A 23092-nucleotide genomic window follows, 5' to 3' on the forward strand; every position below is an offset into this window, starting at 1 on the left:
GGATGCCGTGCATCTGCACGGAAGCCAGCTTGCGCAGGATTTCCGGCGTGTCTTCCAGCTTGATCCAGTTGTACTGGATGTTCGAGCGCGTCGAGAAGTGGCCATAGCCGCGGTCGTGCTCGCGCGCGATCGTGCCGAGCATGCGGAGCTGGTCGCTGCGCAGATTGCCGTACGGAATCGCGATNCGGTGCATGTAGGCGTGGCGCTGGTAGTACAGACCGTTTTGCAGGCGCAGCGGACGGAACTCTTCTTCGCTCAATTCGCCCGACAGGCGGCGGCGAACCTGGTCGCTGTATTGCGCGACGCGTTCGTCGACGATGGTCTGGTCGTACTGATCGTATTGGTACATTCGGGGACCCCAGGGTTGGTTCAATCGCGGCGTTCCGGTTACGCCGCGCTCCGACTTCTCGACTTCGCTCTTTCCGCTCTGTCCTGCCTCCTGAGAGGCGGCCGCGCCTTCAACCGCGCCGGTCATTTGCTAATGACCAAAACAGATATCCATATTGGAAAAGTTGGAGGAATGGTAATAAACTCGCCTTATATTTCAAACGACTCAAAAATCAGGTCGATATGCAAACAGGTTATAAGGGTTATCTATGAACCTGCACCAGTTCCGCTTCGTGCGTGAGGCGGTACGCCAGAACTTCAACCTCACGGAAGCGGCCAAGGCACTGTATACAAGCCAGCCGGGCGTCTCGAAAGCGATCATCGAGCTGGAAGACGAACTTGGGGTCGAAATCTTTACGCGCCACGGCAAGCGCGTGCGCTCACTCACGGAGCCGGGCCGGATCATCCTCGCCTCGGTGGAGCGCATTCTCCAGGAAGTGGAGAGCTTAAAGCGCGTGGGCAAGGACTACGCGGCGCAGGACCAGGGCAACCTCACCATCGCCGCCACGCACACGCAGGCGCGCTACTCGCTGCCCGCCGCCATCGCCGAGTTCAAGCGGCGCTTTCCGAAGGTGCATCTCTCGATCCTGCAAGGCAGCCCCACCCAGGTCGCGGAAATGGTGCTCCATGACCAGGCCGATCTCTGCATCGCGACCGAGGCCATCTCCGGGTACAAGGAACTGGTGTCGCTGCCCTGCTTTACGTGGCACCACGTAGCGGTGATGCTGCCCGACCACCCGCTGCTCGAACGCAAGCCGCTTTCGCTCGACGATCTGGCCCAATATCCGCTGATCACTTACGACAATGCGTTCGCCGGGCGTACCAAGATCAACGACGCGTTCCGCCTGCGCGCGCTCTCGCCCGACATCGTGCTGGAAGCCATCGACGCCGACGTGATCAAGACCTATGTGGAGCTGGGCCTCGGCGTCGGCATCATGGCCGACATCGCCTTCAACGCCGAGCGCGACCGGCACCTGCGCGCGCTGCCCGTGGGGCATCTGTTCGGCAGCAACGTCACGCGCGTCGCGCTCAAGCAGGGCGCTTACCTGCGCAGCTATGTGTATACGCTCGTCGAGCTGCTTTCGCCGAGCCTGAATCGCAAGCTCATCGAGCAGGCGCTCAAGGGCGAGCACGAGAGTTACGAGCTGTAGCGGGCCGTTTTGCCCCCGTTTTGCCTATTACCGGGCCGCGTCGGAAGAAAAATCAGACAAAATCCGCAATACAACAACATCACTTCTCGCTTCGCTCTTCGCCAGCTCTGCATGGGATCAGAGTAAGGCGCTGAAGCGCCAACTCTGATCGACAGGAGACCCAACGGATGAAGCTGTCCACGCTTTTGCGCCCGCTCGCCGCGGCTGCCGCCCTTGCCGCCGCCACATTCGCCCCGGCCGCGCATGCCGACATCAAGGTCGGCATCGACCTCTCGAGCACGGGGCCCGCTGCCGTCATCGGCATCACGAGCAAGAACGCCATGCTGATGTGGCCCGAGACGATCGCGGGCCAGAAGGCCGACTACATCGTGCTCGACGACGGCTCGGACCCGGGCGCCGCCGTGCGCAACATCCACAAGCTCATCAACGAAGATCACGTGGACGTGATCGTCGGGCCGAATATCACGCCGGCGGCGCTCGCGGCGCTCGACCCGGTGGCGGAAAGCAAGACGCCGATGATCACGCTGGTCGGCTCGGGCTCGGTGGTCGAACCGCAGCAGGGCGCGCGCGTGTGGGCCTTCAAGATGGCGCAGACCGATGCCGCGATGGCCGATGTCATGACGCGCTATATGGCCACGCACGGCGTGAAGAGCGTGGGCTTCATCGGTTTCGCGGACAGCTACGGCGACAGCTGGCTCAACGAATTCACGAAGTACGCGAAGGAACGCAACATCCAGATCGTGGCGACCGAGCGCTACAACCGCACCGACGCCAGCGTGACGGGCCAGATTCTCAAGCTGATGGCGGCCAGACCGGACGCCATGCTGATTGCCGGCGCAGGCACGCCGACCGTGCTGCCGCAACGCACGTTGATCGAGCGCGGCTACAAGGGGCCGATCTACCAGACACACGGCATCGCCACGCCTGAATTCATCAAGCTGGGCGGCAAGGACGTGGAAGGCACCCTGTTCCCGACCCAGCCGGTGGTGGTGGCGCGCACGCTGCCGGCCGACCAGCCGGCGCAAAAGGCGGCGCTCGCCTTCGTCGACGCCTACGAGGCAAAGTACGGCCCGGGCACGGTCACGCAATTCGCAGGCGACGCGGCTGGCGTGTACCCGCGCTTGCAGGACGCGGTTGCGCGCGCGCTCAAGACCGCGCAGCCGGGCACCGAGGCGTTCCGCGTGGCGTTGCGCAGCGAGCTGGAGCACGCGCACGAAGTGGTCGTGCCCAACGGCATGGTGAACACGAGCCCGACGGACCACGTGGGTCTCGACCAGCGCGCGAGCGTGATGGGCACGGTACGCGGGGGCAAGTTCGTGTATCTGGGGCAATAGCCTTTTCGCTCAATTGATCCGCACGGCGGGTCACGGCCGCACGATGCTGCACCAGGCACCGCCCGCCGCGCTGCTTGCCAGCACGGCCTCGATGAAGCGCAGTCCCTCCACGCCGTCGTCGACCGTCGTCAGTAGCCGGCTTGCGCTCGGCGCGGGATCGCCGGCCTCGCGCGCCACGATCTGCGCGGCGGCGTCGCGATAAAGCTGCGCGAACGCCTCCAGATAACCTTCCGGATGCCCCGGCGGCACGCGCGTGGCGTGCCGCGCGGCGGCCCCCGTCACGCGGCCGCGCGTGAGCCGCTGCGCCTCGCCGCCCTGCGGCGTGAACCACAGCAGGTTGGGCTCCTCCTGATCGAACGCGAGGCTCGCCTTCGTGCCATACACGCGCAGCCGCAACGCGTTCTCCGCGCCGCTCGCCACCTGGCTCGCCCACAACATGCCGCGCGCGCCGTTGGCGTAGCGCAGCATGGCCTGCACGTGGTCGTCCACGCGGCGTCCGGGCACGAAGGTATGCACTTCTGCCGCGAGCGATTCCGGCACGAGCGCGCTCACGAACGCCGCCAGCTGATAAGCATGGGTGCCGATGTCGCCCAGACATCCCGCCGGCCCCGCGAGCGCCGGATCGGTGCGCCACGTCGCCTGACGGTTTGCGCCACTGCGCTCGACGGGATTGGCGAGCCAGTCCTGCGCATACTCGACCTGCACGATGCGCACCTCGCCAATCTCACCCGCCTCGACCAGTTCGCGTGCGTGGCGCGCGAGCGGATAGCCCGAATACGTATGCGTGAGCGCGAACACGAGATTCGCGTCGCGCGCGTGTTGCGCGAGCGCCTCGCCCTCGGCGAGCGAGACCGCGAGCGGCTTGTCGCAGATCACGTGAATGCCCGCCTCCATGAATGCATGCGCCACCGGCGCGTGCAGATGGTTCGGCGTGACGATGGCCACCGCGTCGATGCCATCCTCGCGCGCGCCTTCCACGCTCGCCATCTCGCGCCAGTGGGCGTAGCTGCGCGCGAGGCCGAGCGCCTCGGCGCTCGACTGCGCGCGCGCCGCATCGGACGACAGTGCGCCCGCGACGAGTTCGAAACCATCGTCGAGACGCGCCGCGATGCGATGCACGGCGCCGATGAACGCCCCCTCGCCGCCGCCGACCATCCCGAGCCTGAGTCTTCGAGACATTGCGTAGCTCCTCAGAGAATCGCGTTCAAAGGCCCAGCACGCCCCTCACCTGCGCCGCATCGACGCCGCTGCCCGCGAAGTCGTCGAACGCGCGCCCGGCCACGCGGATGAGGTGCCGCCTGATGAACTCCGCGCCTTCGCGCGCGCCATCGTGCGGATGCTTGAGGGCGCACTCCCATTCGAGCACCGCCCAGCCCGGATAGTCGTACTGCGTGAGCTTCGAGAAAATCGCGCCGAAGTCGATCTGCCCGTCGCCGAGCGAGCGAAAGCGTCCCGCGCGCTCCACCCAACCGCTATAGCCGCCGTACACACCTTGTTTGCCCGTGGGGCGGAATTCGGCGTCCTTCACGTGAAAGGCCTTGATGCGCGCGTGATAGATGTCGATGAACGCGAGGTAATCGAGCTGCTGCAGCACGAAGTGGCTCGGGTCGTAGAGGATGTTCGCGCGCGGATGATCGCCCACTGCCGCAAGAAAGCGCTCGAATGTCACGCCATCGTGCAGATCCTCGCCTGGATGCAGTTCGTAGCAAACGTCGACGCCCGCCGCATCGAACGCGTCGAGAATCGGCCGCCAGCGGCGCGCGAGTTCATCGAAGGCGGCTTCGACGAGCCCCGCCGGCCGCTGCGGCCACGGATAGAAGTACGGCCACGCCAGCGCGCCCGAAAACGTCACGTGCGCGGCAAGCCCCAGATTCTTCGAGGCGCGCGCGGCCAGCATCAACTGCTCGACGGCCCACGCCGTGCGCGCTTCGCGATCGCCGCGCACCTGCGGCGGCGCGAAGCCGTCGAACAGCGTGTCGTAGGCGGGATGCACGGCCACGAGTTGTCCTTGCAGATGCGTGGAAAGCTCGGTGATTGTCACGCCCGCGTCGTCGGCCTGCTGGCGCAGGTCGTCGCAGTACGCCACGCTCGACGCGGCCTGCGCGAGATCGACGAGGCGCGCATCGGTGGGCACCTGGATGCCCTTGTAGCCGAGCTGGGCCGCCCAGCCGGCCATGTGCGCGAAACTGTCGAACGGCGCGTCGTCGCCGAGAAACTGCGCGAGGAATATCGCTGGGCCTTTGATCGTCTTCATCGCAAGCCCCGTCCTCAGAACGGCGAATCGGGGAAGTAGAACTGCTTCGCGTTCTCCTTGGTGATCAGCACCGAAGGGATGATCGTCGTGGGCGGCAGCGACTTGCCCTGCAAACGCGCTTCGGCCGTGAGCTTGATCGCGTCGTAGATGAACTTCGGCGAGTACGACACATCGGCCTTGATGAGCGGGTCGCCGTCCATCACGCGCTTGACCATCTCCTTCGACCCCGCACCGCCGAACACGATCCTGATGTCGTTGCGTTTGGCCTGATCGATCGCCTTGAGCACGCCCACGGCCATGTCGTCGTCGGCGGCCCAGACGGCGTCGATGTGCTTGAAGCGCGTAAGGTAGTCCTGCATCGTGCGGAACGCGTCGTCGCGGTTCCAGTTCGCGTACTTCGCGTCGAGGATCTTGATGCCGGGATCGCCCTTGAGCACCGACGTGAACGCGGTCCAGCGCTCGTTGTCGAGCGTGGTGGGAATGCCGCGCAGCGCGACGATATCGCCCTTGCCGCCCAACTGCTTCGCGAGATATTCGGCGGGGATCTTGCCGAACGCCGTGTTGTCGCCGGCCACATAGGCATCCTGCGCGCTCGTGTCGGTCAGGCCACGATCGACCACCGTCACGTACACGCCCTGCTTCTTCACCTGCGCGACCGGCTGCGTGAGCGAAGCCGATTCATACGGGAAGATCACGAGCGCGTTGATCTTGTTGACGGTCACGAGGTCCTGCAACTGGTTCGCCTGATCGGGCGCGTTCGCCGCCGTCTTGACGATGACCTTGAGGTCGGGGTGCGCCTTTTCGAGGTCCTTCTTCGCCTCGTTCGCCCACCACACGATGCCGCCCGTGAAGCCATGGTCGGCCGTGGGAATCGCCACGCCCAGCGTGACCTTGTCGTCGGCGCGCGCCGCGCCCGCACCGAACGTCGCCGCTACGCCAAGCGCCAGCGCGCCCGCACACATCGTTCGAATCATCTTCTTCATGATGCCGTCTCCTATCGTGCGGGCCAGCGCCCGTTCTTGCGTTGAGTTTTCGCTGCCTCCTTCGACTTCCCCACCGCCCTGCCAGATCTGCTTCGATATCCTTACCGTCTGCCACGCTGCAGGAAGGCCACCGCGATGATCGCCACGCCCTGCACCGCCGCGTTCAGATACACGCTGATGATGCTCGTGAGATTGAGAATATTGGCGATGACCGAGAGCAGCACCGCGCCCACCACGGTGCCCGCCACGCGCCCTTCGCCGCCCTTGAGCGCCGTGCCGCCCACCACCACGGCGGCGATCGCCTCCAGTTCCCACAACAAGCCCGTAGTCGGCGTCGCGGAACCGAGGCGCGGCACATAGAGCACTGTCGCCACGCCCACGCACACGCCCAGCAGCACGTAGGTCGCACACTTCACGCGATCGACGCGGATCGCCGCATAGCGCGCGACCTGCTCGTTCGAGCCGATCGCCTGCACGTGCCGCCCGAACGCCGTGCGGTTGAGAATGAGCGCGCCGCCCGCCGCCGTGAGCGCGAACACCCACACGGGCACCGGAATGCCAAAGAGGCTCGCGTAATAGACCGGCCCGTAGAAGTCGACGAGATTGTTCTGCAGCGTGAGCGCGCCGCCATCGGCGAGCCAGGTCAGCACCGAGCGGAAGATGCCGAGCGTGCCGAGCGTGACGATGAAAGGCTCGATACGCCCGCGCGTGATCAGCAAGCCATGCGCAAGACCGAACACCGCGCCGAGCACGAGCGCGATCGCAATGCCGATCGCGACGATGGCCAAAGGGGCTAACGCGTGTTCGCTCGCGGCCAGCGTATTCATTACCCAGATCATCACGCCCGCGATCAGCGCGGCCATCGAGCCGACCGAAAGATCGATGCCGCCCGAAATGATCACGAACGTCATGCCCACGGAAATGATGCCGATGAACGAGGTGCGCGTGAGCACGTTGAGCAGGTTGCCGGCGGTGGCGAAATCGCGGTTGAGCAGCGTGCCGAGCACGCACAGCAGGATCAGGCCGATGAGCGGGCCGACGCCCGCGAGCCGGTGCACGAATCGCGCTGCGGCCGAGCGCGCGCCACGGCCTTCGGACGCCGCGTCAGTGGGTGCCGGTTGCATGAGCGATCAGCTCCTCTTCGTTCAGATGTTCGTGCCCGAGCGTGGCGACGAGCCGGCCCGCGCGCATCACGGCCACGCGATGCGCGAGCCCGATCAGCTCGACCAGCTCGGACGAGATCACGACGACCGCGCGGCCCGAGGCCGCGAGCCGCTGGATCAGGAAATAGATGTCGCGCTTCGCGCCCACGTCCACGCCGCGCGTGGGCTCATCGAGCACGATCACGCGCGGGTCCGGCTGCAGGAACTTGGCGAGCGCGAGCTTCTGCTGGTTGCCGCCCGAGAGCATGCGCGCGCGGCTGTCGAGGTCGCCGGTGCGGATGCCGAATTCGCGCACCGCCTTCTCCAGCGCGCGGCGGCCCGCCTTGAGGTCGAGCAGCGGATGGCCGTAGCGCTCGAGCGTCATGAGCGTGAGGTTGTCCTGCAGCGTAAGGTTCATGTGCAGGCCGCGGCCCTTGCGGTCTTCGCTCAGGTACGTGAGGCCATGGCGCATCGCGTCGCGCGGGTGACGCAGCGTCACGGCGCGGCCGTCGATCTCGATCTCGCCCGCGTGCTTGTGGCGCAAGCCCACGATCGCCTCGAACGCCTCGCTGCGCCCCGCGCCCACGAGCCCCGCGAAGCCGAGAATCTCGCCCGCGCGTACCTCGAAGCTCAGATCCTCGACCCAGCCCGGCACGGCGAGGTTCGTCACGCGCAGCGCGACGGGAGCAATCTCGGGCGCTTCGCTCTTCTCCGGAAACATGTCGGAAACGTCGCGGCCCACCATGAGGTTCGCCATCTGCTGGCGCGCAAGACCCGCCGTCGCGCTCGCGGCCACGAAGCGGCCGTCGCGCATCACGACCACGTCGTCGGTGATCTTCTCCACCTCGTCGAGCTTGTGCGAGATGTAGACGAGCGTCGTGCCCGCGGCGCGCAGCTTCGTCATCAGCGCGAAAAGGCGCGCGGTTTCGGCGGGCGTGAGCGTGGCCGTGGGCTCGTCCATGATGAGCAGGCGCGCGTGCCGCGAGAGCGCCTTGGCGATCTCCACGAGCTGTTTCTCGGCGACGATCAGGTCGCGCACCTTCACGTCCGGGTCGCGCGAAAGCCCCACCTGCGCGAGCAGTTCGCGCGCTTCGCGGCGCATGGCGGTGTCGTCGACGAGCCAGCCTTTGCGCTTCTCGTGGCCGAGGAAGATGTTCTGCGCGATCGTCAGGTGCTCGGCCAGGTTGAACTCCTGGTGGATCAGCACGATGCCGGCGGCTTCGGCCTCGCGCGAACCTTCGAAGCGGCGCGCCACGCCGTCCACCAGCATCTCGCCCGCGCTCGCGTTTTCGTAGCCCGCGAGGATCTTCATGAGCGTGGACTTGCCCGCGCCGTTCTCGCCCAGCAGCCCATGAATGCGCCCTGGCGCGAGCTCGAAGCTCACGCCGTACAGCACGCGCACGGGACCGAAGTCCTTGCGGATGTCGTTGAACTTCACGGCGACGCTCATGCGCGTGCGCTCCTCCAGTGGCTTTGTCGGCGGGCTCCGGCGGGCGGCTTGCGCCACCCACCATCACGCCGCTGGTCTCCCCTGCTATGTGTTCGCTTGCGTTTTTTTGACTTCACCCGCTCTCACGCACCACCAGCCGATGCGGCAGCAGCACGCCCGGCACGCTCGCGCGCGGGTCGGCGAAACGCCGCAGCAACAGGCGCGCGGCGGTCTCGCCCAGCTCCCGCATGGGCTGCGCGATCGTCGTGAGCGGCGGGTCGATCTGCGCGGCGAGCGCGATATCGTCGAAGCCGACCACGGCGACGTCGTGCGGCACGCGCCGCCCCGCGCCGCGCAGTCCGTTGACCACGCCCACCGCGAGCGTGTCCGACACCGCGAAGATCGCGTCGGGCGCCTCGCCTGCCGGCAACTGCATGAGCGCGGCGGCGGCCTGCGCGCCCGCGTCGTAGTCGAGGCAGTTCACATTCACGCGCCAGGCGTCGCGCAGCGCGATGCCCGCTTCGCCGAGCGCATCGCGCCAGCCGTCGCGGCGCTGCTGTGCGTAGAGGTAGTGCTCGTCGGAGTTGATGAGCGCGACACGTCGCCGCCCCCGCGCGATCAGATGCCGCACCGCGTCATGCGCGGCCCGGTAGTTGTCGATGCCCACATACGGCACGCCCACGTCCGGGTCGAACTCGCAGCACGCCACCCACGGCAGCGCCGTCGATTCGGCCGCTAGCGCGTGCTGCACGGTCGCCGGGTCGAGGCAGATCGCCCCGTCCGCGCGATGGCGGCGCAGCAGGTCGAAGTAGCTGCGCTCGCGGCCGGCGTCGGCGCCCGTGTCGCACAGCAGCAGGAAAAAGCCGTGCTGGCGCGCGACGCTGTCGATGCCGCGCACGATCTCCGCGTAAAAAGGGTTGCCGAAGTCGGGCACCATCGTCAGGAGCAGGCGGCTTTCGGCGGTGCGCAGGTTGCGCGCGAGTTCGTTTACGCGGTAGCCGCTCGTCTCGATCTCGGCGAGCACGCGCTCGCGGGTCGCGGCGCGCACGTTCGCATGGCCGTTGAGCACGCGCGAGACCGTCGCAACCGAGACGCCCGCGCGCAGCGCCACCGCCGCGATCGAGCCGCCGCGCGCGGCGGTGTCGGCGCTGGCGTCTTCCTGTTGCGGTTGCGCTGATCGGGACGAGCGGGCGGACATGGGCGAAGGCGATCGTGACCGGTTCGGAAACCTGCGACGGCCGCGGCGTGAGCCGTTCGGACGCGTCAAAATGTAATCGATTACATTTTTGGTACGAGAACCGCAAAACCGCAAGGCGCATGAAGCCAGGACAAACACCGATCCGCTAATGCCCCCGGAACCCCCTCCCGCTGCCGTCGGCACGGCCAGGCCAGAAGCCGGTTTGCTACAATTCTCCGATTGCCCGACGCCCTTTTTGCCGGGCTTCGACCCGAACCGATCCCGACCACAACGCCGAGTCACCATGAACATCGAACAAGCGCGTTTCAACATGATCGAACAGCAGATTCGCCCCTGGGAAGTGCTCGACCAGGACGTGCTGAACCTGCTCTCGATCGTCAAGCGTGAGCATTTCGTCCCCGAGGTCTATACCGCCCTCGCGTTCGCCGACCTCGAGGTGCCGCTGCCGAACGGCCAGCACATGATGGCGCCGCGCGTCGAAGCGCGCGTGCTGCAGGAACTCGCGGTGAAGAAGCATGAGAGCGTGCTGGAAATCGGCGCGGGCTCCGGCTACATGGCGGCGCTGCTTGCGCACCGGGCGCAGAAAGTGCTGAGCGTGGAGATCGACACGGAACTCGCCGAATTCGCGCGCGCGAACTTCGTCAAGAACGGCGTGCTGAACGCCGAAGTCGTGGTCGGCGACGGCGCACGCGGCTGGGCCGCGAATGCGCCGTACGACGTGATCTGCGTCTCGGGCGGCCTGCCGGTCGTGCCGCAGGAATTGCTCGAGCAGCTCAAGGTGGGCGGGCGTCTGGCCGCTTTCGTGGGCGGCGCGCCCGTCATGGAAGCGCAGATCATCACGCGCATCGACGAAAAGCAGTTCCGCATTGCCGGCGTGTTCGAAACGTATGTCGAGCCGCTGCAGAACGCCGTGCATCCGCCGCGCTTCAAGTTCTAAGGCGCTGCCAACCTGCCGCATCGCCGGGTTCCATGCACGGCAGCCCGGCTTACTTACCCGATTGAGTGTTCCATGCAGAATCTGACCGCCCCCGCCCTCGCCGAATGGCTTGCCGACACCTCGCGCGAGACTCCCGTACTGCTCGACGTGCGCGAGCCGTGGGAAATCGAAACGGCAAAGATCGCCGGCAGCCTGTCGATCCCCATGCGCGAGATCCCCGCGCGCAGCGAGGAACTGGACGACGAGGCGCAGATCGTCTGCATTTGCCACCACGGCGCACGCAGCGCCCAGGTGGCGATGTTCCTCGAGTCGCGCGGCTACACGAAGGTGTTCAACCTGCAAGGCGGCATCGACGCCTGGTCGCGTCAGGTCGACCCCAAGGTGCCGACGTACTAGGCAGGCGCACACCAGCTTAACGAAAAGGCGCGAAAGGGCGCGGCTCAGGCCGCGCCCTTTGTCATTTCTGGGCCGCCCGCTTCGGCCCACGGCGTGCAGCACCCGCACGCCCCTCATGCACAACGATGCAGCGCGCCGTGCCGCACCGTTCGTCCCGCTTCATGCATGCGCGCACTGAGACGATGCAGCGCGCCCGAACATGCATCTCATTGCACCACAATCGCCCGCCCATTGTGTGGCCGCCGATGCGCCCCGCATCGCCGCGCGCCTGATGGGGCAAGCCTGGCGCTTTCCCTTCGCGCTGGCACAACGCTTGCAGAAGGGTGTGCGCAAGACACGCCACACACACCGGGCGGCGCGCAAGACGACAAACGACCACGCGCCACGGCCCACGACTCACTCACGGACAAGAGGCACAAAAATGAAACGTCGCAGTCTGTTGAAACTCGGGACGATGTCGGGCGCACTCGCGGCTGCGGGGCGCATGCCGTTCGCGCACGCGGACACCGGCAGCGGGCCGATCAAGGTCGGCATCCTGCATTCGCTCTCGGGCACGATGGCCATTTCGGAGACCTCACTGAAAGACACCGCGTTGATGACGATCGCCGACATCAACAAGAACGGCGGCGTGATGGGGCGTCAGATCCAGCCCGTGGTGGTCGATCCCGCCTCGAACTGGCCGCTCTTCGCCGAAAAGGCGCGCCAGCTCCTCACGCAGGACAAGGTGGCCTGCGTGTTCGGCTGCTGGACCTCGGTGTCGCGCAAGTCGGTGCTGCCGGTGTTCGAGGAGCTCAACGGCCTGCTCTACTACCCCGTGCAATACGAAGGGGAAGAAATGTCGCGCAACGTGTTCTACACGGGCGCGGCGCCCAACCAGCAGGCCATTCCCGCGGTGGAATACCTGATGAGCGCCGAAGGCGGCGGCGCGAAGCGCTTCTTCCTGCTCGGCACCGACTATGTGTATCCACGTACGACCAACAAGATCCTGCGGTCTTTTCTGCACTCGAAGGGCGTGAAGGACAGCGATATTCAGGAGGTCTACACGCCGTTCGGCCATAGCGACTATCAGACCATCGTCGCGAACATCAAGACGTTCTCGCAAGGCGGCAAGACCACCGTCGTGTCGACCATCAACGGCGACTCGAACGTGCCGTTCTACAAGGAGCTCGGCAACCAGGGCATCAAGGCGACCGACGTGCCCGTAGTCGCGTTCTCCGTGGGCGAGGAGGAGCTGCGCGGCATCGACACGAAGCCGCTCGTGGGGCACCTCGCGGCGTGGAACTACTTCATGTCGGTGAAAGGCCCCAACAACACGAAGTTCAAGGAACAGTTCGAAGCCTGGGTGCAGGCGAACAACCTGCCCGGCGGCAGCAAACGCGTGACCAACGACCCGATGGAAGCGACCTTCGTGGGCATCCATATGTGGAAGCAGGCCGTGGAAAAGGCGAAGAGCACCGACGTCGACAAGGTGCGCGTGGCCATGATCGGCCAGACCGTGGCGGCGCCCTCGGGCTTCACGCTCACGATGGACGGCAATCATCACCTGCACAAGCCGGTGATGATCGGCGAGATTCGCGGCGACGGCCAGTTCAACGTCGTGTGGAAAACGAAGACCGCCGTGCGCGCGCAGCCGTGGAGCCCGTTCATCGCCGGCAACGAAGGCAAGCCCGACGTGGTCACCTCGAACGCGCTGCCCGCCTTCCTGCGCCGCTCGCGCGTGGCCTGACGTTGTCTTCGCGAGCGCCGCGCCGCAATGTGGCGCGCGCTCGCGTGCCCCGTCTACGGGCCGCAGCGTAACGGCCAGGCTGTTGCTGTCGCCCGCACCAAAAAGAAAATATCATGGCTCTCTCACTCCCGAGGTACGCGCGCGCGGGCTTGCGCCACGCGCTCGCCGCGGCTGCGCTCTTCACGGCGCTATGCACATGCGCGCACGCACTCGAAGCGGCCGACGTCGCGCCGCTCGGCGGCGACGATTTCGACGCGAAATCCGCGGCCATCGACAAGCTCATCGCGACGCACGACGCCGCGTCGCTTGCGCTCCTCAAAGCGCTCGCCGACGACACCGTCACGGCAACCGATGCCGGCGAAGTGCTCGTGCAGGATGGCGCGGATGGACAAGGCGCGCATGACGCCGCAACGGGCCAGCCCGTCGCCGCAAACGTCGCTTCGAGCGCGCAGCCCATCACGCTGAACAACCTGTTGCGCTCGAAGGTCGCGGGCGCGGTCTCGGGCCTGCAACTCGCCTCGCCCGATCTGGAAACGCGCCGGGCGGCCATCAACGGGTTGCTGAAGAACCCCGACCCGGCCATGAAGCCGATGATCGATGCCGCGCGCGCGAAGGAAACCGACCCGGCGCTCAAGCGCCGTCTCGACACGCTCTGGGCGATGACCGCGCTGCACGACCCGAATGCGGTCACGCGCCTCGAGGCGGCGAAGCTCGTCGCGGCGCGCCGCGATCTCGACATGTACGAACTGCTGCGCCCGCTCCTCGCGAAGAACGCGAGCGGCGCGTACAACGAGCCCGATGCCGATGTGCGCGCCGCGGCGCTTCAGGGTATCGACGCGCTCGACGCCATCCAGCGCCGCAGCGAGATCGCCGGCACGCTGTTCGCGGGCCTGTCGCTTGGCAGCGTGCTGCTGCTCGCGGCGCTCGGCCTCGCCATCACCTATGGGCTCATCGGCGTCATCAACATGGCGCACGGCGAGTTCCTGATGATCGGTGCGTACGCAACCTATGTCGTGCAAACGCTCGTGCAGCGCTATGCGCCCGGCGCGTTCGACTGGTATCCGCTCTTCGCGATTCCCGCTTCGTTCGTCGTCGCCGCGCTGGTGGGCGCGGTGATCGAGCGGCTCGTGATCCGCCACCTCTATGGCCGCCCGCTCGAGACGCTCCTCACCACGTTCGGCATCAGCCTCATTCTCATTCAGGCCACGCGCATGATCTTCGGCGCGCAGAACGTGCAGGTCGAAAACCCCTCGTGGATGAGCGGCGGCGTCGCCGTCATGCCCAACCTCATCCTGCCGTACAACCGCCTCGCGATCCTCGCGTTCTCGCTGATCGTGGTGGGCATCGCGTGGAGCGTCCTCACCAAGACGCGTCTTGGCCTGTTCGTGCGCGCCGTCACGCAAAACCGCCGCATGGCCGCCTGCGTGGGCGTGCGCACCGCGCGCGTGGATGCTTGGGCCTTCGCTTTCGGCGCGGGCGTGGCGGGCCTTGGCGGCTGCGCGCTCTCGCAGATCGGCAACGTCGGTCCCGATCTGGGCCAGAGCTACATCATCGATTCGTTCATGGCCGTGGTGCTGGGCGGCGTCGGGCAGATTGCGGGCACCGTGCTCGGCGGCTTCGGTCTCGGGCTCGTCTCCAAGGCCATCGAGCCGTTCTGGGGCGCCGTGCTCGCGAAGATCGCCGTGCTCGTGCTGATCGTGCTCTTCATCCAGAAGCGTCCGCAGGGGCTTTTCGCCCTCAAGGGCCGCAGCGCGGAGGCATGACATGACGAGCGTCACTTCCTCTTCCGCGCGTCACACGCTGGGCGCCTCGCGGGCTTCGGGCGACAGCGCCGAAACGTTCGCCCTCGGCTTGCCCGCGCGGCCGGCCCTGCTCTCGCCGCGCGCCTGGCTCGCGCTCATCGTGCTGATCCTCGTCATCGGCGTGGGGGTGCCGCTTTGCGCGCTGGTGCTACCGCAAGCGAGCGCGCTGCATCTTTCTGCGTATGCGATGACGCTGGGCGGCAAGCTCATGTGCTATGCGATCGCCGCGCTCGCGCTCGATCTCGTATGGGGCTATTGCGGCATTCTGAGCCTCGGGCACGGCCTCTTCTTCGCGCTGGGCGGCTACGCCATCGGCATGTACCTCATGCGCGAGATCGGTCACGACGGCAAGTACGGCAGCGATCTGCCCGACTTCATGGTGTTTCTCGACTGGCATGCGCTGCCGTGGTACTGGCAAGGCACGCAGCACCTCGGCTATGCGCTCCTGCTCGTCGTGCTCGTGCCGGCCGTGGTCGCCTGGGTATTCGGCTTCTTCACGTTCCGCTCGCGCGTGAAGGGCGTGTACCTCTCGATCATCACGCAGGCCATGACCTTCGCCGCGATGCTGCTGTTCTATCGCAACGAAACGGGCTTCGGCGGCAACAACGGCTTCACCGACTTCAAGCGCATCGCGGGCATGCCGATCACGCATCCGGGCACGCGCACCGTGCTGTTCCTGCTGACATTCGCCGTGCTCGTGCTCGCGTTTCTCGGCGCGCGCGCCATCGTCACCTCGAAGCTCGGGCGTGTGGTGAGTGCGGTGCGCGACGGCGAAACGCGCCTCATGTTTCTCGGCTACAGCCCGCTTGGCTACAAGCTGTTCGTGTGGACCATCTCCGCGGTCCTGTGCGGCATCGCGGGCGCGCTTTATGTGCCGCAGGTCGGCATCATCAACCCGAGCGAGATGTCGCCCGGCAACTCGATCGAAATGGCGATCTGGGTGGCCGTGGGCGGACGCGGCACGCTCATCGGGCCGATCATCGGCGCGTTCGCCGTGAACGGCGCAAAGAGCTTCTTCACCGCGCATTTCGCCGAGTACTGGCTGTTCTTCCTCGGCCTGATGTTTGTGCTCGTGCCGCTGCTGTTGCCCAACGGCATCATGGGGCTCATCGAACTCATCCGGAACCGGATCACCACGCGGAGCGAACGCCCATGAACGGACACAGCGTGATCAGCGACCCGCTCAACCACAACCCCTTCGACGACGCCCTCAAGTACGACGAAATCGCCCTCTCCGGCGTGGCGGAGCTCGGGCACGTGGTCGAACCCGGCGCGATCGACATCTCGCACGGCACGATCCTGTATCTCGAAGACGTGACCGTGAGCTTCGACGGCTTTCGCGCGCTCAACAAGCTTTCGCTCGTGATCGACGCGGGCGAGCTGCGCTGCGTGATCGGCCCGAACGGCGCGGGCAAGACCACGATGATGGATGTCATCACCGGCAAGACCGCGCCCGATTCGGGCAAGGTGTTCCTCGGGCAGACGCTCGACCTCACGCGCATGAACGAGCCGGCCATCGCGCGCGCGGGCATTGGCCGCAAGTTCCAGAAGCCCACCGTGTTCGAGCAGCATCCCGTCTGGGAGAACCTCGAACTCGCGATGAAGGCCGACAAGGGCTGGTTCGCCACGCTGCGCGCGCGCTTGGGGCGCGAGGCGCAGGCGAAGATCGAGGAGACGCTCGAGGTGATCCGGCTGGAGAGCGACGCGCGACGCCTCGCGGGCGAGCTATCGCACGGCCAGAAGCAGCGGCTCGAAATCGGCATGCTGCTCATGCAAAAGCCGCAACTGCTGTTGCTCGACGAGCCCGCCGCCGGCATGACCGACGACGAAACCATGGAACTCGCCACGCTCCTCAACCGCCTGCGCGGCAGCTGCTCGATGATGGTGGTCGAGCACGACATGGAGTTCGTCGCCGCGCTCGCGGGGGATACCGGGCGCGTCACGGTGATGGCCGAAGGCAGCGTGCTCGCGCACGGCACGCTCGAGGACGTAAAGCGCGACGAAGCGGTCATCGAATCGTATCTGGGCCGCTAGGGCCGTTTCGACAATATCAGCCATGCTAACTATCGAATCGCTGAATCAGTACTATGGCGGCAGCCACATCCTGCGCAACGTCTCGATGACGGTGCCCGAGGGCGAACTCACCGTGCTGCTCGGCCGCAACGGCGTGGGCAAGACCACGCTGCTGCGCTGCCTCATGGGCGTCGTGCCGACGAAGAACGGCTCGATCGCGTGGCGCGGCGAGGCGCTCACGAAGTTGCCCACGCATGCGCGGGTGGCTCAGGGCCTCGCGTACGTGCCGCAAGGGCGCGATATCTTTCCGCGCCTGAGCGTCGAAGAGAATCTGCTGGTGGGCGCGGCGAGCAAGAAGCGCATGCCGTCAAGCGTGCCTGCCCATATCTACGAACTCTTTCCCGTGCTCAAGGACATGAAGGCGCGGCGCGGCGGCGACCTCTCGGGCGGCCAGCAGCAGCAGCTCGCCATCGGCCGCGCGCTGATGAGCGATCCGCAGCTGCTCATACTCGATGAGCCTACCGAAGGCATCCAGCCTTCGATCATCCAGGACATCGGCCGCACGCTGCGGCGGCTCGTGGAAGAGAGGCACATGACGGTGCTGCTGGTCGAGCAGTACTACGACTTCGCCAAGGCCATTGCGGACCGCTACTGGGTGATGAGCCGCGGCGAAATCGTGGCGGGCGGTGCCGGCGCAAGCATGGATGCGGATGGGGTGCGGGAGTTGATCGCGGTGTGAAGCCTGAGAGCTTCGACTTCCCGATGAGTGAAGACCTCTCCCGTTATACCGCTACGCCGTCCCGGGTAACGGCTACGGTGCGCTCAAAATGCGCGGACAGCTGCCCATCGCGCGTAGCGACTGTCCAGGCATCTCCCTGGGTCCCAACGGTGTACCAGTATCGTCGTCACCCGTGACCGGCCTTATCCATCTGATCCAGGTAAGCGTATCGTTTCGGTCTCAACTCAACGGGTTGGGCGCGCTTACAAAGCGCAGATGCAAAGCCACGGGACGTCAACCGCTCCTACGCTGCCTCGCGACAACCAGCCTCGCCGCTGTACACCAAAGCGACATAACCACCCGCCCCTCGCCGACCGCAGCGTCGGCACGCTCGCTGCCCGCCAGTTGGCGCATACCGCCTGAAATCCAGGCATTGGCCAATCTCATAGGCCGATGTGAAATCGTGAACTATCGTCTCATCTGACACAGACAATCCTGGCCAGCGTCTCTTCCAGCAGACTCCGATCCGCCGCGCGCTTGGCATCGGTGCGCTGCGCCATGTTGTGCAGCTTGCGCCGCACCGCCGGCAAATCGGCTGCTTGCGGAAGTTCGATCAGATCGAAGTCCGGCCGCTGATCCTCGATGGATCGCAGGAACTCACATGACGGTTCATCCAGCCAACCGGCCCCCCGCACCAGCAGGCGCTCATGAATGTCCAGCAAGACTTCGGCTTTAACAGGCTCGGCCGTCATGCCCTTGAAGTGCGCTTCGAAGGTCGCGGCGAAATCTCCCGGCACGCGTGGCGCCAGCATCTCCCAGGCAGGCTTGGGGCTACACGTCAGGTAGACGAGAAAAGTCCGCCAGAGCACCTGATCCGTCCGTTCGTCTTCCAGCAACAAGCCGACGTCAAAAAGATCGCGGGGATGCTGCCTCGACAATGCCGCAGCCAGCTTGCCCGCATAGAGGTCGGCAAAGTTCAGCACCTGCACCGAGGCGAAGCCAAACGCCTCCTCGACCCTCGGGCGCACCACCATGTTCCGCGCCGGATGCACCGTACCGCGCATACCCGGTGTCGTTTCGATTTGAACGCGCGCACGGCCACGACTGGCTACCAGCCGCGTGAAGTTCGCGCCCTCGGCTGCCGACAACTGCACCTGCAGTTGTAAAGGCGGGCTGCGCAGCACATCGGCCAGCCGCCCAAGCGCTTCGGCAATGAGCTTTGCGTCCTCAGCATAGTCATGCACTGGCAACCAGGCCAGATCAATGTCCACTGACAATCGGGGCAGGTCGTGCTCGAACAGGTTGATCGCCGTGCCGCCTTTGAGCGCGAAGTGAGGCTCTTGCGCCAAGGCCGGCAGAATCTCGACAAGCAGTCGTACGCGGTCGGTGTAGCGCCGATCCCAACGATCAAGCCAGGTGTTCATCGAGGTCTCCCGGCAAGGTGATCTGGTAGATCGGATGCAGGCGGCCGCCGGGCACCAGCGCGCGCTTTCCCCGCCCCAGATCGACGCCATCCAGTGGCACGTGCGGCAGCCACGCATGCCTGTGGCGCTCGGCCAGCGCCAGGAACAGTCGTTTGGCCTTGATGCTGTAGCAGTGGCGCAACAGCAGGCCGACCCGCTGAGGCCGCAGCGTGGTCATGGCCTGCATCAGCGCGTCCACCTCGTAGACCAACGCCGCGTCTGAGACGTTATCGCACAACTCCAACATAGCCCGCTCCGGCGCGGAACAAACCAGTGCGTCGGTGCCGGGGGCTGCCTGGTGCCACGCCAGGCCTTGTTCGGACAGCACCGTCGCGGACACCTCCACCGTGAGCGACACGGGCGGCCAATCGAACGGCCCCTTGCCCAGATACTCGAAGCGCTGCGCCAAGGACAGATTGCCGAGCCATGACGGTGGCCGCCCCCCCCCATACAAGGTGATCGTGCCGGCATCGCCTAGACGCAGGTAGTGCTCGTGCCCCTGCAGACTTAGCGCGAAGCGCCCCCCCACGTGCAGCGGCATGCCCTCGCCGACCTGCAGACTGCGGACCACGCCCTCCCACTGCAGGCGCCCACCCTTGCGCATGTAGACGCCGCGTGCAGGCGACACCAGCCAGCCACTACTCACGTAGCGCGCAACCAGGCTGTTGGAATAGCCGTGTGCCCTCAGCCAGCGACTCGATATCAGGCGTGTGTCTCCGAGTTCGGCTAGCAGGAGGTTCAGCTTTCCTGGATTTCGATCATTCATAGTGTTCAAAATACAACTTTTATAAACTGTTGCCAAGGGCGAACCGGTTTAACTGAAATGAAAAAAGATCACTAATGATGATCTTTTTTCTCAAATAGTAAACCTCTATCCTGGCGGCAATCGGTACACGGAAGACCTTGTGCTGCCCTTTGCTCACAAGGTGGCACGCATCACGGCCCCCCAGTCTCGGGTGATAGCTTTGGTACGTAGCCAGCCCGTCGAGCCAGGCGTACTCCTGGAGCATGTGGCGCCCCCGCTCAGCGCAACATCGGGCGTTCGGAACAGGCGAGCACCTCAGGACATTGGGAACCCCGTTCGCGTCGACATCGCTGTTGCCATACGAAATTCTGTCGTTTTGCCTGAAAATTCTTCACTCCGCCTTGCCATTGGCGCTTCTTCCTCGAAGAACGGTCGCTTCGGGAGGCGCGCCGCGGTACTCCGGCTCTCAGGGCTGCGAGGATTCGCCGTCACCGCTGGGGTGTGCCGATGCCGGTTTGAAGGCCTCGCGCACCACCTCTTCGATCCGGGCAATGACCTCATCGGGCAGATGCGAGTACGTCTTGCGTTTGTTCGAAGACAGCTTTCCGTTGTTCGATTGCACCATGCGGATGAGCGCGGACAGGTCCGGGCGGGGAAGATTGAGTTCGCCGTTCAACTGCTCAAACGCGGCATCCAATCCGCTTAGCCGGCAGTTCGCGTGACAACCTGGTCCTTAGCAGCGTCGATGGGCATGCGGTGCAGGAAACGGACTTCCCCTGTCGCGTCGAAGAGCCGGTAGGGTCGCCCTCCCGGTGACGAAATTACGTGCGGCGCGCATGCCCTTCCAAACGAACGCACTGTTCGGCGACCCGGACCACCGGCGTAGAAGTTCCACCTCGGCCAGGTGCTCGAACACCGCCTCAAGCACCTCAAGACTCACCACCTTAGTGCGAAGCGCGAATTCGACGTGTCTGATAAGTGTTTGCTCCACCGCGGCCTTGCGCGGATAACAGAATCCATTGTGGCCGCGCACTTTCTGATTCACGGAATCGTCGAGATAAGCGCGCCTGAAGCGGCCGAACCCGTGGTTCCAGGTTTGCTCGATGAGGTGCTGGTAGCCAACGGGCTCCAGTTCGGCCATGCGACTCGAAAAACATTCAGAAGTCTCGAAATATTCTCGCAAATAGCCATTTCGAATGACGAATACTCGAAAAATCGTCGCTCCACGCCTTGTTGATAGGCGCGACCTCGCCGCCAACGTTGCTCGGTGGCGGCGATTGGCTGGCTCCGATCCTGCGGCGCACTGGCGTCGACGCGAGCGCCGCTCAATAGCCGCCCTGAACGAAGCCAGGGCAACCGGCCTTCTCAGGAAGCGACGAAGAGGATGGCGGGCGGCGGGCGCCTGCGAACACCGCCCGGATGTCCGATCTGCAGCGTGCTGCAGACCGTTTGCCGGGAACCGCTCAACGGCAGAAGTGCGGCCGGCTGGCGCCGATCGCATCGGAAAAAATGCTGCGACTTTTGGCGCAGACGTCGGCCGGCCGCACGAACTTCGACGCACCCGCGAGGACTCCTGTGGCGCGGCTACGTGCAAACGCCCGGTTCCCGATATGCGCTGTCGCCATAACCTTGGTGCTTGCGCGGCTGAGCTTCGCAACGGTGCCGCACCCGTAATCCATGCGGCAAATCAACGCATCGCAATCGCGACCTGATGAGCACAATGCTCGAGCGCCCCGGCTACGAGATACTGACAGGCGAAAGTGCTGGCCCGTTCCTGATGGTCAAGGACCGGATCGCGCGAACTTCTCGCGTTCTGGACGTACAAGACGCCATCTGTCTGAGCGTTGAACCGCCGGCGTGACCCGCACGCTCCCTGGCCCCTGATCAGCGCGCTCGAGCGCGCGTGCTATCCTCCCCGCCATTGCCCCGTCCCCCTCGCCACGCATGTCGCTCCACGTCGATCACGCCGCACTCGCCAACACCACGTTTCGCAGCACCGCTCACCAGGAATGGGCCGCGAAGCTCGAGCTCGGCTTCGAGCGCCAGGGTGCACGTACGGCGCTCACGCATCGCCTGCACGTGGGGCCGTTGCGTGTGCAACGGCCGCTCTACCCCGAAGGCGACGGGATCTGTCACGCGGTGATCGTGCATCCGCCGGCAGGCATCGCAGGCGGCGACCGGCTCGACATCGACGTGAATGTGGGCGAAGGCGCTCACGCCGTGCTCACGACGCCAGGCGCCACCAAGTGGTACAAGTCGAACGGGCGCGTGGCGCGCCAGCGCATCAACGTGCGCGTGGGCGCGGGCGCGAAGCTCGACTGGCTGCCGCAGAACAACCTCGTGTTCGACCACGCCCACGCCGAACTCGAATTCGCGCTCACCCTTGGCGCGGGGGCCACGGCCATCGGCTGGGACGCCACGCAACTGGGCCGCCAGGCCGCGGGCGAACGCTGGTCGGCGGGCATGGTGCGAGCGCTCACGCGCGTGACGCGCGCGGCGCCCGAAAGCGAAGCCGGCGAGCAACTGCTCTGGCTCGAACGCGCCCTCATCGACGCCAACGACCCGCTGCGCGACGCGCCACAAGGCCTCGCGGGCTACCCCGCTTTCGGCGTGCTGTGGGCGATCGGCCCCGCGTGCAACGAGGCGCTCGCGCAAGACCTCGCCGCTATCCTGCCCTTCGACGACACGCTGCGCTCGGGCGCGACCTGCATCGCGCCGGGCGTGGTGCTCGTGCGCGTGGTCGGGCGTTCGATGGAACCGCTGCAGAACACGCTCACACAGTGCTGGACGGCGCTGCGGCCGTTCGTGCATGGCGTAAAGGCCGCACCGCTGCGCTTGTGGACGACCTGAAGGCACATTGCACGCACCGCAGCGGTGCGCATCGGCGCCTCCTCGCACGATAACGCAGCGCAGCAACGCCAACGCGGTGCACAAGCCCCTCGCAGTTGGTGCATACACGCTGTCCCCTTCATTGGCACATACCTTGCTGTGAGCTTGCATCGATTCGTGCGCGCTGCGCGCGAGGCCGCAAGCTGCACGTAACCTCGCTCCCGTAAGCTGGGTCGACAGACTTGCCCAACCGACCCAATACGATGACGCGATGAAGCTCACGCCACGCGAGAAAGACAAGCTCCTGATCTTCACCGCCGCGCTGCTCGCCGAAAGGCGCCGCGAGCGCGGCCTCAAACTCAACTACCCGGAGGCGGTCGCCTTCATCAGCGCCGCGCTGATGGAAGCCGCCCGCGACGGCAAGACCGTCGCCGAGGTCATGCATTACGGCACCACGCTTCTCACGCGCGACGACGTGATGGAAGGCGTGCCCGAGATGATCCCCGACATCCAGGTCGAAGCAACCTTCCCCGACGGCACCAAGCTCGTCACCGTCCACCATCCGATCCCCTGAGCCGGGAGGAG

The 23092-nt window shown here is 65.7% G+C and carries 21 protein-coding genes and 1 pseudogene; 11 read left to right on the top strand and 11 right to left on the bottom strand.

Features of this window, described 5'->3' with window-relative positions; genetic code table 11:
• Positions 1-349 (bottom strand): annotated as a pseudogene (locus A3CW_RS49120) (nitrite/sulfite reductase); the annotation flags it as partial.
• Positions 350-596: 247 nt separating this feature from the next.
• Here A3CW_RS49120 and A3CW_RS0139485 point away from each other — a divergent pair.
• Together A3CW_RS0139485 and A3CW_RS0139490 are read left to right on the top strand one after the other, a co-directional pair.
• Positions 597-1538 (top strand): CysB family HTH-type transcriptional regulator, encoded by a 942-nt coding sequence (locus A3CW_RS0139485; protein WP_028208458.1) that lies wholly within the window; start codon positions 597-599, stop codon positions 1536-1538.
• A gap of 167 nt (positions 1539-1705) precedes the next feature.
• Entirely contained in the window at positions 1706-2872 is a 1167-nt protein-coding gene (locus A3CW_RS0139490; RefSeq protein WP_028208459.1) for an ABC transporter substrate-binding protein, read from the top strand.
• Positions 2873-2902: 30 nt separating this feature from the next.
• Here A3CW_RS0139490 and A3CW_RS0139495 read toward each other — a convergent pair whose 3' ends face one another.
• The 6 genes from A3CW_RS0139495 to A3CW_RS0139520 all read right to left on the bottom strand — a co-directional run bounded on the left by A3CW_RS0139495 (position 2903) and on the right by A3CW_RS0139520 (position 9878).
• Positions 2903-4051 (bottom strand): Gfo/Idh/MocA family protein, encoded by a 1149-nt coding sequence (locus A3CW_RS0139495; RefSeq protein ID WP_035515312.1) that lies wholly within the window; start codon positions 4049-4051, stop codon positions 2903-2905.
• A 25-nt stretch (positions 4052-4076) separates the two neighbouring features.
• Positions 4077-5126 (bottom strand): sugar phosphate isomerase/epimerase family protein, encoded by a 1050-nt coding sequence (locus tag A3CW_RS0139500; RefSeq protein ID WP_028208461.1) that lies wholly within the window; start codon positions 5124-5126, stop codon positions 4077-4079.
• Positions 5127-5140: 14 nt separating this feature from the next.
• Positions 5141-6109 (bottom strand): substrate-binding domain-containing protein, encoded by a 969-nt coding sequence (locus tag A3CW_RS0139505; protein ID WP_028208462.1) that lies wholly within the window; start codon positions 6107-6109, stop codon positions 5141-5143.
• Positions 6110-6210: 101 nt separating this feature from the next.
• The gene (locus A3CW_RS0139510; protein ID WP_028208463.1) at positions 6211-7233 is read right to left on the bottom strand and encodes an ABC transporter permease; all 1023 of its coding nucleotides are present in this window, start codon (positions 7231-7233) and stop codon (positions 6211-6213) included.
• Positions 7214-8701, bottom strand: coding sequence for a sugar ABC transporter ATP-binding protein (locus A3CW_RS0139515; protein WP_028208464.1), 1488 nt, complete (start codon positions 8699-8701; stop codon positions 7214-7216). The genes A3CW_RS0139510 and A3CW_RS0139515 overlap by 20 nt, the downstream gene beginning before the upstream one ends.
• Before the next feature lie 112 nt (positions 8702-8813).
• Positions 8814-9878 (bottom strand): LacI family DNA-binding transcriptional regulator, encoded by a 1065-nt coding sequence (locus A3CW_RS0139520; protein ID WP_028208465.1) that lies wholly within the window; start codon positions 9876-9878, stop codon positions 8814-8816.
• A 283-nt stretch (positions 9879-10161) separates the two neighbouring features.
• Between A3CW_RS0139520 and A3CW_RS0139525 the strand changes: the two genes are divergently transcribed.
• The 7 genes from A3CW_RS0139525 to urtE all read left to right on the top strand — a co-directional run bounded on the left by A3CW_RS0139525 (position 10162) and on the right by urtE (position 17491).
• On the top strand, positions 10162-10815 hold the full coding sequence (locus A3CW_RS0139525) for a protein-L-isoaspartate O-methyltransferase family protein (protein WP_028208466.1): 654 nt from the start codon (positions 10162-10164) through the stop codon (positions 10813-10815).
• Between the two features lie 72 nt (positions 10816-10887).
• A complete protein-coding gene (locus A3CW_RS0139530) occupies positions 10888-11211 on the top strand; it encodes a rhodanese-like domain-containing protein (RefSeq protein WP_028208467.1) in 324 nt (107 codons plus the stop codon).
• 421 nt (positions 11212-11632) lie between these two features.
• A complete protein-coding gene (gene urtA / locus A3CW_RS0139535; protein WP_028208468.1) occupies positions 11633-12937 on the top strand; it encodes an urea ABC transporter substrate-binding protein in 1305 nt (434 codons plus the stop codon).
• A gap of 113 nt (positions 12938-13050) precedes the next feature.
• On the top strand, positions 13051-14700 hold the full coding sequence (gene urtB / locus A3CW_RS0139540; protein ID WP_051482026.1) for an urea ABC transporter permease subunit UrtB: 1650 nt from the start codon (positions 13051-13053) through the stop codon (positions 14698-14700).
• A 1-nt stretch (position 14701) separates the two neighbouring features.
• On the top strand, positions 14702-15895 hold the full coding sequence (gene urtC, locus A3CW_RS0139545) for an urea ABC transporter permease subunit UrtC (protein WP_028208470.1): 1194 nt from the start codon (positions 14702-14704) through the stop codon (positions 15893-15895).
• On the top strand, positions 15892-16773 hold the full coding sequence (gene urtD, locus A3CW_RS0139550; protein WP_028208471.1) for an urea ABC transporter ATP-binding protein UrtD: 882 nt from the start codon (positions 15892-15894) through the stop codon (positions 16771-16773). The genes urtC and urtD overlap by 4 nt, the downstream gene beginning before the upstream one ends.
• Before the next feature lie 22 nt (positions 16774-16795).
• Complete coding sequence (gene urtE / locus A3CW_RS0139555; RefSeq protein WP_028208472.1) at positions 16796-17491, top strand: urea ABC transporter ATP-binding subunit UrtE; 696 nt, start codon at positions 16796-16798, stop codon at positions 17489-17491.
• A 455-nt stretch (positions 17492-17946) separates the two neighbouring features.
• On the opposite strand, the gene A3CW_RS0139560 is transcribed toward urtE, so the two are convergent.
• From A3CW_RS0139560 to A3CW_RS50480, 4 genes are all read right to left on the bottom strand, one after another.
• A complete protein-coding gene (locus tag A3CW_RS0139560; protein ID WP_028208473.1) occupies positions 17947-18894 on the bottom strand; it encodes a nucleotidyl transferase AbiEii/AbiGii toxin family protein in 948 nt (315 codons plus the stop codon).
• Positions 18878-19699, bottom strand: coding sequence for a type IV toxin-antitoxin system AbiEi family antitoxin domain-containing protein (locus A3CW_RS0139565; protein ID WP_028208474.1), 822 nt, complete (start codon positions 19697-19699; stop codon positions 18878-18880). The genes A3CW_RS0139560 and A3CW_RS0139565 overlap by 17 nt, the downstream gene beginning before the upstream one ends.
• Before the next feature lie 445 nt (positions 19700-20144).
• Positions 20145-20375 carry a hypothetical protein gene (locus tag A3CW_RS50475; RefSeq protein ID WP_028208476.1) on the bottom strand — a complete coding sequence of 77 codons (231 nt, stop codon included), beginning with the start codon at positions 20373-20375 and terminating at the stop codon, positions 20145-20147.
• 36 nt (positions 20376-20411) lie between these two features.
• Positions 20412-20819, bottom strand: a complete 408-nt coding sequence (locus A3CW_RS50480; protein ID WP_028208477.1) for a hypothetical protein — start codon at positions 20817-20819, stop codon at positions 20412-20414.
• A gap of 803 nt (positions 20820-21622) precedes the next feature.
• On the opposite strand from A3CW_RS50480, the gene A3CW_RS0139595 reads away from it, so the two are divergent.
• Both A3CW_RS0139595 and ureA read left to right on the top strand, forming a co-directional pair.
• Positions 21623-22528: an urease accessory protein UreD gene (locus tag A3CW_RS0139595; RefSeq protein WP_028208479.1), complete on the top strand. Its 906-nt coding sequence runs from the start codon at positions 21623-21625 to the stop codon at positions 22526-22528.
• A 250-nt stretch (positions 22529-22778) separates the two neighbouring features.
• A complete protein-coding gene (gene ureA / locus A3CW_RS0139600; protein ID WP_028208480.1) occupies positions 22779-23081 on the top strand; it encodes an urease subunit gamma in 303 nt (100 codons plus the stop codon).
• Positions 23082-23092 lie beyond the last annotated feature (11 nt).

It is taken from the genome of Paraburkholderia nodosa DSM 21604, from assembly GCF_000519185.1.
In the GTDB taxonomy this organism is placed as follows: Bacteria; Pseudomonadota; Gammaproteobacteria; order Burkholderiales; family Burkholderiaceae; genus Paraburkholderia; species Paraburkholderia nodosa.